The 14,270-nt window shown below is 57.6% G+C and carries 12 protein-coding genes; 2 read left to right on the plus strand and 10 right to left on the minus strand.

Annotated elements, in window-relative coordinates; genetic code table 11:
- Window positions 1–64 precede the first annotated feature (64 nt).
- Genes AC1P02_RS21680 through tapM form a run of 5 tightly spaced genes read right to left on the minus strand, consistent with a single transcriptional unit; the run spans window position 65 to window position 5,036 of the window.
- Window positions 65–2,257 carry a type IV pilus secretin PilQ gene (locus AC1P02_RS21680; RefSeq protein ID WP_125607282.1) on the minus strand — a complete coding sequence of 731 codons (2,193 nt, stop codon included), beginning with the start codon at window positions 2,255–2,257 and terminating at the stop codon, window positions 65–67.
- 16 nt (window positions 2,258–2,273) lie between these two features.
- Window positions 2,274–2,804, minus strand: a complete 531-nt coding sequence (locus AC1P02_RS21685; RefSeq protein ID WP_011898454.1) for a pilus assembly protein PilP — start codon at window positions 2,802–2,804, stop codon at window positions 2,274–2,276.
- Window positions 2,801–3,400 carry a PilO family type IV pilus biogenesis protein TapO gene (tapO, locus tag AC1P02_RS21690; protein ID WP_058393823.1) on the minus strand — a complete coding sequence of 200 codons (600 nt, stop codon included), beginning with the start codon at window positions 3,398–3,400 and terminating at the stop codon, window positions 2,801–2,803. Before tapO ends, AC1P02_RS21685 begins: the two co-directional genes overlap by 4 nt.
- Window positions 3,397–3,975, minus strand: coding sequence for a PilN family type IV pilus biogenesis protein TapN (tapN, locus tag AC1P02_RS21695; RefSeq protein ID WP_005317129.1), 579 nt, complete (start codon window positions 3,973–3,975; stop codon window positions 3,397–3,399). Before tapN ends, tapO begins: the two co-directional genes overlap by 4 nt.
- Window positions 3,963–5,036 carry a PilM family type IVa pilus assembly protein TapM gene (tapM, locus tag AC1P02_RS21700; protein WP_087755105.1) on the minus strand — a complete coding sequence of 358 codons (1,074 nt, stop codon included), beginning with the start codon at window positions 5,034–5,036 and terminating at the stop codon, window positions 3,963–3,965. The genes tapN and tapM overlap by 13 nt, the downstream gene beginning before the upstream one ends.
- 285 nt (window positions 5,037–5,321) lie before the next feature.
- Between tapM and AC1P02_RS21705 the strand changes: the two genes are divergently transcribed.
- Window positions 5,322–7,808 carry a penicillin-binding protein 1A gene (locus AC1P02_RS21705; RefSeq protein ID WP_017412034.1) on the plus strand — a complete coding sequence of 829 codons (2,487 nt, stop codon included), beginning with the start codon at window positions 5,322–5,324 and terminating at the stop codon, window positions 7,806–7,808.
- Between the two features lie 61 nt (window positions 7,809–7,869).
- Here AC1P02_RS21705 and oxyR read toward each other — a convergent pair whose 3' ends face one another.
- The 4 genes from oxyR to AC1P02_RS21725 all read right to left on the minus strand — a co-directional run bounded on the left by oxyR (window position 7,870) and on the right by AC1P02_RS21725 (window position 12,370).
- Window positions 7,870–8,766 (minus strand): DNA-binding transcriptional regulator OxyR, encoded by an 897-nt coding sequence (gene oxyR / locus AC1P02_RS21710; protein WP_021138222.1) that lies wholly within the window; start codon window positions 8,764–8,766, stop codon window positions 7,870–7,872.
- 161 nt (window positions 8,767–8,927) lie between these two features.
- A complete protein-coding gene (locus AC1P02_RS21715) occupies window positions 8,928–10,568 on the minus strand; it encodes a methyl-accepting chemotaxis protein (protein WP_125599459.1) in 1,641 nt (546 codons plus the stop codon).
- A 224-nt stretch (window positions 10,569–10,792) separates the two neighbouring features.
- The gene (locus AC1P02_RS21720) at window positions 10,793–11,428 is read right to left on the minus strand and encodes a DsbA family protein (RefSeq protein WP_485183388.1); all 636 of its coding nucleotides are present in this window, start codon (window positions 11,426–11,428) and stop codon (window positions 10,793–10,795) included.
- An 81-nt stretch (window positions 11,429–11,509) separates the two neighbouring features.
- The gene (locus AC1P02_RS21725; RefSeq protein WP_485183390.1) at window positions 11,510–12,370 is read right to left on the minus strand and encodes a Vmh family MBL fold metallo-hydrolase; all 861 of its coding nucleotides are present in this window, start codon (window positions 12,368–12,370) and stop codon (window positions 11,510–11,512) included.
- 128 nt (window positions 12,371–12,498) lie between these two features.
- Here AC1P02_RS21725 and AC1P02_RS21730 point away from each other — a divergent pair, with 128 nt between their 5' ends.
- Window positions 12,499–13,398 carry a LysR family transcriptional regulator gene (locus tag AC1P02_RS21730; RefSeq protein WP_059111480.1) on the plus strand — a complete coding sequence of 300 codons (900 nt, stop codon included), beginning with the start codon at window positions 12,499–12,501 and terminating at the stop codon, window positions 13,396–13,398.
- Between the two features lie 67 nt (window positions 13,399–13,465).
- On the opposite strand, the gene AC1P02_RS21735 is transcribed toward AC1P02_RS21730, so the two are convergent.
- Window positions 13,466–14,242, minus strand: a complete 777-nt coding sequence (locus AC1P02_RS21735) for a BPSS1780 family membrane protein (RefSeq protein WP_485183392.1) — start codon at window positions 14,240–14,242, stop codon at window positions 13,466–13,468.
- Window positions 14,243–14,270 lie beyond the last annotated feature (28 nt).

Genomic DNA, 14,270 nt, shown 5'->3' on the forward strand with positions numbered 1-14,270 from the left:
CCCTTACGCCCCAGCATCATTGGGGCGTAAGGTTATATGTGTTTTACCCTCACATGTAAAGCATTCAGAAGGCGTCGGTAACTATCTTGGGTGTCACGAAAATCAGCAATTCCCGCTTTTTATTCTCGCTGGTTGTCTTGCGAAACAACACGCCAAGGCCCGGGATATCACCAAGCAGAGGCACCTTGCTGACGTCGCTCTTGATGGTCTGCTGATAGATGCCGCCGAGCACCAGGGTCTCGCCATTATTGACCAGCACCTGGGTCGTGATGGACTGGGCGTTGATGGAAACCGCATCACCGGTACCGGTCGGTACCGTTTCACCCTTGGTATCCTGGGTCACGGTCAAGTCCAGAATAACCCGGTTGTCCGGTGTGATCTGGGGGGTAACCTTGAGGCTGAGGACAGCCTTCTTGAAGGTAACCGAGGTAGCGCCACTGGAGGAGGACTCCACATAGGGGATCTCGGTCCCCTGCTCGATCAATGCAGGTTTCTGGTTGGCCGTAGTGACTCTTGGACTCGCGATAATCTCGGCCTTGCTCTCCTTTTCCAGCGCCGACAGTTCAAGATCCAGCAGAGTGCCATCCGCCAGACGAGCAACCTGGAATGCCAGGGTACCAGCGGCGTTGGTGACCGGCAGGTTGACGTTCATCCTGTCTTCTACCCCGGGTCGAGTGATGGCAGAACCACCGTTGTTGTTGCCTGATCCATCGTTGCCCTCGATGCTGCCTGAGGTACTGTTACCGTGCCCGTCGTTCTTGGTCACCCCCCAGCGCACCCCGAGTGCCTCGTCAAAACCATCATCTATGGTGACCATGCGCGCTTCGATCACCACCTGCTTGACCGGAATGTCGAGGATATCCAGCATCCGCTTGATGTTGCTGATCACATCGGCAGTGTCCTTGACCACCAGCACGTTGGTCCGCTCATCCACGCTCACCGCCCCTCTGGCAGAGAGCAGCTTGGTGTTCTCGGAGGAGAGCAGGGAGGCTACCTCGGTCGCCTTGGCATAGTTGATCTGCAGGTATTCGGTGTAGAGAGGGGCCAACTCGGCCACCTGGTTGCGACTCTCCAGTTGCTGCTTCTCACGCAGCGCAATCTCTTCGGCAGGCGCGACCAGCAAGATATTGTTATCCAGCCGTTTATCCAGCCCTCTCACCTTGAGGATGATGTCCAGCGCCTGCTCCCAGGGCACGCCATCGAGTCGCAAGGTAATGTTGCCTGCCACTGAGTCCGTGGTGACCAGATTGAGGTTGTTGAAATCAGCGATGAGCTGCAACACGGTTCGCACCGGGATATCCTGGAAGTTGAGCGAGATAGGCTTGCCCTGATACTGTTTTCCAGCCGTTGCCGCTATGCGTTTCTTCACCTCTACGATGAACATTTTGTCAGCCTGATCGTAACGGTAATCAAACTGGCCGTTGACGGAGAGCTCGAACAGGGTGTCATTGCCCTGACGAAACACTTCCACCTGGGAGACGGGGGTGGCGAAGTCCTGCACATTGATCAGGTTGAGCAGCTCATCCGGTATCCGGGTGCCATGAAATTTGGCCAGCACTGTCTGCCCGCGGCTGCTGACGTCCACCGCCGCAGAGCTGTTGTCCAGCATCACCAGAAACTCCCCCTGCCCATCCTTGCCCCGTCTGAAGTCCACGCCCTTGACGGAATTGAAATAGGCGCCGCTCGCCTCGGTGCGGGATACGGGCAAAACCGGTTTGCTGGCAACAGGGGCGGCAGCCTGGGCTGACTGGGCAACTATCTGGGTATTAATCAAGGCTGACTGAGTGACGGCTTGTGTATTGACCGGCGCAGACTGTGCTGACGATACCATGCCGGATGACTGGGACGAGGCAGGAGGCGGCATGCTTGCCTTGTCTCCCAGTGCCACCAGCAGCTTGTTGCCCTGCTGATGCACCTGATAAGGGGTCAATTGGTCGAGGGCAATCTTGATGTCGAGACCTGTCCCTTTACCCTCTACCTTGAGGTTGTCGACCCCCTGTTGCTTGATGGACAGAGGATTGACATTGAGCGCCCCCACGGCCCCCGGCACGTGCAACAGCAGCTGATTAGGCTGGTAGGAGAGGCGGTCGGTAAATCCGCTGACGGGTTCACTGAAGCTCAATTCCAGCAACAGCTGATCGGCCATCAGCGGATTGACCCTGACCTCTTGCAATGTGGCCACGGCCCAGGCCTGGCCACATACTCCGGCGCAAAACAGCAGGACTACTCTGGTGACACTACCTATTGTTGCTCTCATCGCAGTTCATCCCTGATTATCGTTTTGCTTCAAGATTGGCCATGCTCAACTGGGTTTCTCTGGTGACCCAACATCCTTTGCCATCCGGTACAGTCTCAATCAAATCCACGCTAGTGTCAGTGATCCTGATCACCCGCCCCTGATCCAATCCCATGTGCTGATTGAGACCAACCCGTATGGATTGACCATCCGGCGTCCGGACCAGAGCCCACAGCTGCCCTTGCTGGCCAAGGGAGCCCTGCATGATGAGGTTGGCCAGAGAGTACCTCTCCAGTACCTCCTTCTCCCGGTTGGCCACTATCTGGGCACAATCAGGCTTTACCTTGGCATCGACCTTGGCACTGCTGGTCTCCGGCTGGGGAGTAATAAAGGGGCTACGCTGCTCACTGAGCCGATAAGCCATGGGAGAAAAGGGTTTGATTTCAGGCAATGGCTCAATGGGGACCGGCTTCCTGGCCTTGGTCTGAGCCACATAGTTATCCATGTCATCCTGGCCACTGCAGGCGGTCAGCAAACACACCGGCAATAGCACGCAGATCATTCTCATTTTTTCTGCCCCACTGACTTGCCGTTGTACTTGTAGGTCTTGGCCAGCATCGACATGGCGATCAGCTCATCTTCTCCCTTGCTCTGGCCAAGGTTGAACGACTCAAGGATGACGATGCGCGGCAAAGCCGCCATGTCCGCCGTGAACTTGCCAATCTGATTGTAAGTGCCCACCACTTCGATACGCATGGGCAGTTCGGTGGAAAACTCGTGCTTGATCTCTGGCTCCCAATTGATGCGATTCAATTTGAGGCCATTGTCGGTCGCGATGAAACTGATATCGTCCAGCAAACCCGCCACCTCATGGGTGTTGGGTAACTGCTTGAGCTGGGCATCCACCAGTTGTTCAAGCTGCACCATTTGCGCCTTGTATGCGCCCAGATTGGCTGCAAGCATCGCCTTGCTCTCAAACTGCCCCTTCAGCTCCGCTTCTTTATTTGTCTCCTGAGTCAGCAAGGTCAACGAATTTGCTATCACGTAGTAATAGATGGCCCCCCCCAGCAGCGCACAGAAAAACAGGATGAAAATCCCTTTGGCCAGCTTGGGCCAGCTGGCAATGCTGTTGAGATCCAGTTCATTGAGTTGTTGCAGGTTCATTGTTGCCCCTTAGTCACATCGACGGTGACGCCGGCTGTCGTCGCGACCAGAAACATCATGGAGAACTGACTCAGCGACACAGGTGCGACATCTGCCGCAAAAATCGTGCTGATCTGTGACTGACTCAGCCAGCCGGAGCCATCGATGCGCCGCATCATGCTGGCGACCCTGCCATAGGCTTCGGTCTTGCCGTTGACGTCGATCCGGTTGCTTTGCAAAGCAAGCGTATTCAGATAAACACCATTAGGCACCAGCGAAGGCAGCTGATTGAACAGGCGAACCGGCAGATTGCGACGCATCTGCAGCTGTTCAATCAACTGCATGCGATCGATCAGCTCCTTGCGTCGCTCCTTGAGCAAGCGGATCTCGCCAAGTTGCGCATCGAGTATGGTCATCTCTTGCAACAAACGCTGATTGCGCTGCTGCTGATGGCTGATCTGCTGCTTCACCAGCCAGTCGGCGGCAAAGCCGAGAGAAGCGGTGATCGCCAGGAAAATCCCGAGCATGACCCCGAACTGTTTCTTCTGGCGCAGGGCGCGGGCTTCGCGCCAGGGAAGCAGGTTTATATTTGACATGGTGTGAAGCTCCTCAATGCCAGCCCCAGCGCCGTCATGTACTTGGCACCATGGACCACACCGCCCTCCCCTTTCGGCTTGCCGAACAAGCTGAAAGGATCCGGATGCAACACCTCACAATTGAGTTCATCTTGCAATTGACTAACAAGCCCGGGCAGCAGGCTCCCGCCTCCGGTCAGGACAAGCTTTGACAACTCCCGATAGCCAGAGGAGCTGCAAAACAGTTGAACGTTGCGCCTGACTTGCTGCAACAGGGCATTGATATGGGGTAACAGCACATCCAGCTCATGGTCAGCGGGCAGAGTGCCTTTGATCTTGGCCTGCTCGGCTTCCTCCAGGCTCATGCTGTAAAAAGAGGAGAGTGCCTGACTGTATTGATCCCCGCCAAAATTCTGCAGTCTGGAATAAATCGTCTGTCCTTTGACCAAGGCCGCAAACGTCATGGCACTGGCCCCGATATCGATCACCCCAACCGGTTTTTCCCAGGCAAGCAGCTCGGGCTGGCAGGCGAGGACGGCTCGCCCAAGGGCATGAGCTCCCACATCCACCACCTTGGTGGTCATGCCCGCCTCTGCCAGGGCGCTGACCCGCCCGTTCACGCTTTCGGTACGGGCCGCACTCAGCAACACTTCCTGCCGGTCCTGATCACTGGCCAGGCTCAGGATCTCAAAATCCAGGCTCACTTCATCGAGGGGGAAAGGGATAATCTGCTCGGCTTCCAGCTGCACCTGATTTTCCAGTTCATTTTCGCTGAGGCGAGCATCGACCTGGATCACCTTGGTAATGACATTGGAGCCGGTAACGGCAGTGGCCGCATACTGGCTGTTGCCATTGATAAGGCGCTTGAGTGTCTTGAGAGACTGGCTGACCCGTTCGATATCCTGCAACTGGTAATCGACCAAGGTGCCCTTTGGGGTGACGACTTCCGCCACCGATTCGAGATGCAGTTTGCCGGGGCGACCAGTGATGGTCACGGCCTTGATGGTCTGGCTCCCAAAATCAATACCTGCCAAGGGAAGCAAGGAACCTTTATTGAATAGCCCAAACATATACACATCCATGCGTTATTGGGTTTTAGGATTGATTGTAGGACAGCTCACAGCAAGGTGACGGCTTAACTCATCCTAAATGCTCTATCTATCAATGTCATAAAGTTTGTACCGAAAAGTGATGCATCTCGCTTTCTGGCTGCCCCCACCTCCCCTTGGTTATTGAGCCACAGAATGCTAACCTCCCGCCTCTTGTCGAGGACCCTGACTACGAACAGGAAAACCTCGAATTTACGGAGGCAAAAGGGCTATACTCTGCGCCCGTTGGCTAATTTTAAGACGATTGGTAGTTCTTCCATGCTGAAATGGCTCGTACGCCTGTTTATTGTCATGATACTGGGTGCTGTGCTGGGTGTTGCCAGCCTCATCGGTATCTACTTCTACATCAAGCCCCAATTGCCGGATGTGACCGCCCTGCGCGACGTCAAGCTGGCCACCCCGATGAAGGTGTACAGCCGGGATGGGGAGTTGATCTCCCAATTTGGCGAAATTCGTCGCATCCCTCTGCATCTGAACGAAATTCCCCAACCCATGATCGATGCCGTGCTCGCGACCGAGGATGCCCGCTTCTATGAGCATCCGGGTATCGACCCGATCGGTATCGTTCGGGCGGCCACTGTCTGGGCTGTTTCCGGCCAGGCTCGCCAGGGTGCCAGTACCATCACTCAGCAGGTCGCCCGCAACTTCTTCCTGAGCAACGAAAAAACCATAGTGCGCAAGGTCAAGGAGGTGTTTCTGGCCTGGCGCATCGAGCAGAATCTCTCCAAAGACGAAATTCTGCAGCTCTATCTGAACAAGATCCCCCTCGGTTACCGTGCCTTCGGGGTCGGTGCAGCCGCTCAGGTCTACTTCGGCAAAGAGGTCAAGGATTTGACCCTGGACGAGATCGCCATCATAGCCGGCTTGCCCAAGGCACCGTCCATGCTGAACCCGATCCGTTCACCGGAACGTGCCTTTGCCCGCCGCAACGTGGTGCTGGGTCGTATGCTGGAAACCGGCAAGATCACCCAGGCCCAGTATGACGAGGCGTCCAAGATGCCCATCAAGGCCCGTTATCACGGTGCCGAGATCACCCTTAATGCTCCCTATCTGGGGGAGATGGTGCGCCAGAAGATGGTGCAGCAGTTCGGTGAAGATGCCTACACCATGGGCCTGCACGTCTATACCACTGTCAGTGCCAAGCGCCAGCGTGCCGCTCGGCAGGCCTTGCTGGATGGGGTGTTCGACTATGACACTCGTCACGGTTACCGTGGCGTGACAGCACTGCTGTGGAAATCAGGCGAAGCCGATTGGGATTACGAGCAGATAATGGCCCATCTGGCCAAGCAACCTACTTATGAACCCCTGATGGCGGCCGTGGTCACCAAGCTGGATGACAAAGGGGCGACCCTGGTGCTGAAAAATGGCAAGCAGGCTGAGCTTGGCTGGAATGGCATCAAGTGGGCTCGCGCCTTCATCACAGACGATCGCCAGGGCTACGCCCCCCGTTCCGCCCGTGATGTGCTGAAAGTTGGCGCCCAGATTTGGGTCCGAGAGAAGGGCGAAGCCTTGCTGCTCTCCCAGATCCCCGAGGTCAATGCGGCTCTGGTGGCCATGAATCCGCAGGATGGTGCCATAGAGGGACTGGTTGGCGGTTTCAGCTTCGAGCTGTCCAAATTCAACCGGGTCGATCAGGCACGCCGCCAGATAGGTTCCAACATCAAGCCTTTCCTCTATGCCACAGCGCTTGAGCAGGGCTATACCTTGGCCTCCCTCATCAACGATGCGCCCATCAACCAGTGGGATCCCTCCAAGGGCCCCATGTGGCAGCCCAAGAACTCCCCGGCCATCTACGAAGGCCCCACCTCACTGCGTCTCGGCCTTGCCAAGTCCAAGAACGTAATGTCGGTGCGGCTGATGCGCGCCATCGGTCTGGACACCTATATCGACGGTCTGACCCGCTTCGGATTCGCGCGCGATACCATCTCCGCTAACGAATCGCTGGCACTGGGCGCCGCCGAATTCACCCCGCTGGAAGTGGTGCGTGGCTATTCAGTCCTCGCCAATGGCGGCTTCCAGGTGACCCCCTACTTCATCACGGAAGTAGTCGACAGCTTTGGCGTACCCGTTTATCAGGCCAATCCGGCTGCAGCCTGCCGTGATTGCGGCGTACTGGCGGCGGCAGGCCTCGACAGTGCCGATGCCTATGCCAATACAGCTCCTGACTGGAAGGCCCAGTGCCCGATCGATCCTGTCGTGCCCAACAACATGGCGCCGCAGACCATCAGTGCCCAGAGCGCCTTCCTGGTCACAGATACCCTGACCACCGCCATCTGGGGTGGCAATGGCTGGCGTGGTACCGGCTGGCGCGCGGCGCGGGATCTCAAGCGTCACGATATCTCCGGCAAGACGGGTACCACCAACGAATCCCGTGATGCCTGGTTCTCCGGCTATACCCCGAATCTGGTCGCCACCTCCTGGATCGGTTTTGACAACCACCAGCGTGGTTTGGGCCGGGCCGAGTTTGGTGGTGGTGCTGCGCAGCCCATCTGGATCGACTTCATGAAGACGGCGCTCAAACAGGTGCCCGAGCGCAAGATGCCGGTACCGGAGGGGATCATCACGGTGCGGATCGACCGTGAAACCGGTCTGCTGACCAACCGCGCAGACGGCAGCACCGAGGAGTTCTTCAAGGAAGGCACGGAACCGACCCGCTTTGCGACCCAGAGCTCGGACGGCAATCAGGTGTATGGCGGCGATGGCTCGCCCACTGACGGACCCGTCTCCACCGACGATATCTTCTAAGCAACACCAGATGACAAAACCGGCGCCAAGGCGCCGGTTTTCTTTTTCTACGCCTGCAATGTCAGCCGAGCAGGCTCTTCATCAGGCTGGAAATGCGGGAGGCCAGCTCGTTAAAGCAGGGCCTGCGTACCGAGTAGTGACGATAGAGCAGTGAGATGGTACGCCCCGGCACTGGGTCGACCACAGGCCGATAGCTGACGCCGCCCTCCTCGGCATTGGCGGGTACGGCAAGCCTGGGCACCAGGGTCATGCCACTGCCGGCAGCGACCATGTTGCGCAGCGTCTCCAGACTGGTGCCCTTGAAGCGTTGATCCTCACCGATGCCGGCGGCAAAACAGAATCCCATCGCCTGATCCCGCAAGCAGTGACCATCGGCCAGCATCAGCAGTTTCTTGCCCTTGAGATTGCTAAGCGGCACAGCCCTGGCCTTGGCTTCCGGGTGGTGCTGCGGCACCGCCAGCCACATGGGCTCCTGATAGAGGGGGATAGAGCCAAACCCTTCCATTCCGTCCAGCTCGGCGAGGATGAGGCAATCCAGCTCTCCCTCCTCCAGCCGTTTGAGCAGCAACTGGGTTTGCTCCTCATAGAGGTAGAACTCCAGCTTGGGAAAATGCTCGCGCAGGTCCTGAATGATGTGGGGCAACAGATAGGGACCGACGGTGGGAATGAAGCCAATATGGATCTCGCCAGACATGGGCTCGGCAAAGTGCTGGCCTATGTTCTTGAGTTCACGCACCTCTTTTAGCACCTTGCGTGCCTGATGGGCCATGGCATCACCGGCCGGGGTAAACAGCACCTTGCGCGAGGTACGCTCAATCAGGATCACCCCCAGTTCATCTTCCAGCTTGCGCAGCTGACCACTCAGGGTAGGCTGGCTGACGAAGCAGCGCTCCGCCGCCTTGCGAAAGTGTTTCTCCTCTTCCAGTGCCACCAAATACTCGAGATCGCGAAGGTTCATACATCCAGAATCCTGCCAACCAAATGGGCCATTAGCATGCCCAAGAAAGACAGGAGGGACAAGGGATGGTGACTGAATGGAAAAAGAGGGGTGGATGGAAAAACAAAACGGGCCTGGATCCAGGATCCGGGCCCGCTCAAGCGGCGAGTGTCAAACCGTCATTACACCCGGAAGCGGCGCACCATCTCCTGCAATTGGGTCGCCAAATGGTTGAGGTCGTTGCAGGCTTGCGCCATCTGGGTCGCGCCGGCCGCCACCTCTTCCGAGGCGTGGCTGATGTTGACCACGTTGCGGTTGAGCTCTTCGCTCACCGCACCCTGCTCTTCGGTTGCGGTGGCAATCTGGATGTTCATGTGGGAGATGCTCTCCACTGAGCCGCTGATCTCGGAGATGGACGCTCCTGCCTCTCGCGCCGTACTCACGGTGGAGTTCATCATCTCCTGGCTCTGCTGCATGGTAGTGCCAGCCTGTTCGGCCCGCTGCTGCAGCTCGGCGATGATGGTGTTGATCTGGGAAGTGGAGTCCTGAGTGCGTTTGGCCAGGGTGCGTACTTCATCGGCCACCACGGCAAAACCACGGCCCTGCTCACCGGCCCGTGCCGCTTCGATGGCGGCGTTCAACGCCAGCAGGTTGGTCTGCTCGGCTATGCCACGAATGACCTCCAGCACCATTCCAATATTACGACTGTCATCGCCGAGCTGGCGGATCACCACGGCCGTGCTCTCGATGGCACCAGCCACCTGCTCAATGCGCTTGATGGAGTCGTTGACGGTACGAGCCCCAAGCTCGGCGGTACTGCTGGCCTGAGTCGCAGCACTGGCGGCGTCACTGGTATTGCGGGAGACCTCCTGCACTGTGGCCTGCATCTCGTTCATGGCGGTGGCCAGCTGGTTCAGCTCATGCTGCTGATTGTTCATATTGCTGGCGGATTGACGGGCGACGGCACTTATCTCCTCTGACGCCGAGCTGAGTTGCACTACCGAGCCAGACACCTCGCTGACCAGATTGCGCAAATTGCCCTGCATCTCGCCAAACCCCTTGGCCAACTGCCCCAGTTCGTCGTTGTTAAACTGTCTCAAGTCAAGCTGAGTAGCCAAATCACCGGCAGATACCTTGCGAGTCTGCTCCAGCAGGGCCATGACAGGATTACGGATCTGGCCGGTCAACAACCAGGCCACGACCACGACGAACGCCAGTGTCACCACTCCTACCAGGATGCTCATGTTGCGCGAGTTGCTGTAAAGCTCAGCAACCGATTTGACCATGCCGTCGGCGATCTCGTTGTTGATCTCGCGCAGACGATAGGATTTGGAACCCACCTCTTCCAAGGCAACACGGGTCTCGTTTTTACGCAGACTTTTGACACGTTCGAGATCACCATTGGAAAAGGCTGTCACCAGCTCCTCATGCACGGAAAAATACTTAGCACCCGCAGCGAGCAGTTGTGCATAAGTCTGCTTTTCTTCATCCGTGCTGAATGATAGGGCACCATATTTTTGTGCTGCTGCATCAAATTCCTGCTTCGCCTTGTTAAACGTGGCGGTACGTTCGCTAACCTCTTGACTGTCCTTATTCAAACCTCCAATTACCATCGCCAGCTCGGAGCGACGGGCATCGAGAATGGCCACATGCATCTGGCTGGCATAGCGGGTCGATGGCAACAAGTTCCCGGAGATAGTTTCAGTATCACCGTAAAGGCGTGACAGCTGAGCGATGGAAAACCACGCCAACCCCAGAACCAGCACGGCTAATACGGCAAAGCCGGCACTCAACTTCTGACCTATAGACATATTTTTGAACATGATTGGTATCCTTGGCGGCTGGACGCAAACCCGTGGAGCCACACTCCCGAGCCATCACCCATAGAGCATAGCGCGATGAGCGCAAGCGGATGATTTTCAAACTATCCGCTAGTCAATATATCGTCATGTCCGTGGATAGCATGAGGGCGACGCTGGTAGGAAGAGTCGGCCTCTCTCAGCCAAGGTTCACTTTCATTCAACGCCTCAACCCCAGGGAAATAAATTCAACGCCCCATCAGCTCCTGGAGCTTGCGAGCAAATGCCTCCGGTTCCCCCAGGAAGGACGAAGCCGACACCGGCGTCACCTTGTCACCCAGCACCAGACCCAGTGTGGGATAGCCCTGACCGCCGAGGCGGCGCATCCAGCCCTGACTGTCCACCAGATGAGTGGTCAGATCCACGTTCTGATAGGCATCTGCAAATGCAGCTGAGTCAATGCCCTGATCTGCCGTCAGGCTGCTCAGGTGTGCGAGGGAGCCGACCCAGATGCCATCGCGATAATGGGACTGTTGGATGCGATGAAGCAGGGCCAGGCCATTGCCACCCAGCGCCGTGATCGCCAGGATGGCACGGATGGGCTGCTCCGAATCGAGCAAGAGGCCATCACTGAGCAGCAAGTCGTTGAAGTAGCGCTCGCCGAAGGGCTGGCCAGTCAGGGCCTGGATCCGCTCGTCATGAGGGCGAACGTAATCGCGCAGTGCCAGGCCCATGGGCTGGCGACGCTCGCCAAGCCAGAGGCCGCCGGCATGGAGTTCAATGCGAAGGCCCGCTATCCCGGCAGCCGCTTGCAGCAAGGGGGCTGCGCCATAGCACCAGCCGCAGAGGGGGTCATATACGTAATGCAGGCTTGTCTCTTTCATGTGATTCACTCTCGATTGTCTGGCTAAAAAAACCGGGCCCTATGGCCCGGCAAAAAACACAGGGAAAGCAGGCTCAGTGGCTTACCACTTCATTTCGCCGGTGTTGACCTTGGCACCGATGGCCAGGCCGTCATCGACCGGCAGAGACGGGAAGGCTTTCTTCATGCTTTCAATCAACTCGCCAGAATTCTTGGATTTGGCCAGCTCCTGCTCGAAACGCTGTACGTAGTCACGGGTAAAGGTCACGGCTTCGGTTCCCTTGGGCTCAGTGCCCAGGAAGTGGCCCGGTACGACGCGCTCGGGCTTCATCGCCTGCAATTCGTTGAGGGTCTTCACCCAGTGAGCACGGGCTTCCTTGGTCTGGCTGTCCGCCATCCACACGTGAACACCGTGATAAACCGGTACGCCACCGAATGCGGTCTTGATGGACGGCGCCCAGAGGTAAGCGGTCGGGGTGTTCATCTCTTTGATTTCAATCTTTTCCCCTTCCAGGGTCAGGTGGTTGGCCGTCAGTACCTGAGGTACTGTCAGGCTCTTGGGTGAGCCGTCGCCCAAAATAGGTCCCCAATAGGTCAGCTTGTCATCTTTGGTCTTGTTGATGTGGTCGATCACATGCTGGTCTGCCAGCACTTTGACACCAGGGAATGCAGCCAGGATGGGCTCCAGACCAAAGTAGAAATCGGGATCGCCCGCGCTGATATAAACGGTGGTCAACTGCTTGCCGCTTTTCTTGATCATGTCGACCAGGGCCTGACCGTTTTTCACATCAAACTGGGCGTCGATCAGAATGGCCTCTTTTTCGCCAGCCACCAGGGAGGAAGAGACCGGGAAGATCGCCTTCTCACCCGGGTTGTAGACAGTCACGGTCAGGGGGCCTGCCAGGGCAGCGCCACTCAACAGGGTGGTAGCCAGGGTCAAATTGCGGATCAGGGTATTGTTCATCGGGTATTCCTTATCAAGTCATCGGGTGGTTCATCAGATGGACACAGTTTATTGGATCATTAACGGTACAAATACAGCATAATAAGCGCATCACTGTTGCATTAATCGAACATATAGAGGACCTGCACATGGATCGACTGACCGCATTACGGGTCTTTGTCAGCGTAGTCGAACAGGGCAGCCTGAGTGGCGCCGGGGAGAAGCTGGAGATGTCGCGCGCCATGGTGACGCGCTATCTGGCGGAACTGGAACAGTGGATGGGGGCTCGTCTGCTGCATCGCACCACACGCAGACTGAGCCTGACCGGCCCGGGGGAAGAGGCACTGAACCGGGCCAGAGCCATGCTGGCGCTGGGGGAAGAGATGGAGCAGATCGCCATCCGGGGCGATGAGGCGCCCAAGGGACAACTGCGTATCACCAGCAGCTACTCCCTATCGGAAGCCCTGCTGGTGGGAGCTGCCAATGACTACCTGGCCCAGTATGCGGGTACCGCCATCGATATACTGCTGCTGGACCGCACCGTCAATCTGGTGGAGGAGCGGATCGACTTGGCCATTCGCATCACCAATGATCTGGATCCCAACCTGGTGGCACGCCGGCTCGGCACCTGCCACTCAGTGGTCTGTGCCAGTCCGGCTTATCTGGCAAGGCACCCGACTCCACAGAAAGTGCAGGATCTCGCCCTGCACAACTGCCTCACCTACACCTATTTTGGCAAGAGCCTGTGGGAGTTTCAGGGGCCGGCCGGACCGGAATCCGTGCCAGTCAGCGGCAATCTCAGCGCCAACATCTCCAACCTGCTGCTGGAGGCCACCCTGGGCGGGGCAGGCATCAGCATGCAGCCCCGTTACTCGGCGCAACCTTATCTGGAAAGCGGTGCTCTGGTGCCCCTGCTGAGCCAGTGGCAACCCAAACGGCTCGGCGTCTACGGTGTGTATGGTACCCGCAAACAGATGTCTCCCCTGCTGCGCAGCTTCCTCGATTTTCTGGTGGTCAGAATGGGGGCCGACCCCATGTGGCAGGAGTAAAACGACACCATGCAAAAGGGGCCCGCAGGCCCCTTGTCACTGTATATCCCGGTCAGTTGTAGCCGGATCAGGCTTCAAAACCGGTCAATGGCGCCTCGGACGGAGCCTCCTGAGCCACATCCAGATAGATGTCACGATACGCCACATAGATGGAGTAGTTGAGGGCCGGTATCACCACCAGCAGGCCAATCAACATCAGGGCGGCGCCAAACAGCATCAGACCAGCCGTGATCAGGCCCCACCAGAGGAAAGGCCACATGTTGGTGAGACAGCCCCTGAAACTCAATCTGGCTGCCTGCAATATGCCCATATCGTGGAAATAGATGAGGGCGGGTGCGAAGGTGATGGCCATCAATACAGGGATCAGCAGTGCCAGTCCCAGCAACAGACAGAGCAAGAGCCCTTGCGCCTGAGCCACGCTCACCACCATGGATTCGGGATCCTGGGTCAGCAGGGAGGTCAGCCCCCACATGGAGAGCAGCCCCAGGCAAATGAGGCCGATCAGGGTGAACAGGGCCAGCACCAGCAGGCCCCCCAGCATCAGCGGGGTCAGCTTGTTGCGAAACCCGGCGAAGAAGTCGGCAAATTTGAGCTCATTTCCCTCATAGCCCCGATGGGCCACGACCACCCAGCCAGCACCCCACACCATATAAAGCAACTGGGAGATGAGGCCGCCCGCAGGCAGGCGATCCAGCAGCAGACCGACCGCGAACCAGACCAGGACCATGGCGACGCTGACACCCATGCCCTTGTTGAAAATATCGAAACCGGATCGCACCCAGACCCAGCCACGCCCGATGGGGTGACGGGCGGGTTCGGCTCGCAGGGGGGACAATCCATTCATAACGTTTCCTCAGATGATAACGGGCTGG

The organism is Aeromonas sp. TS_SC_11, from assembly GCF_057318915.1.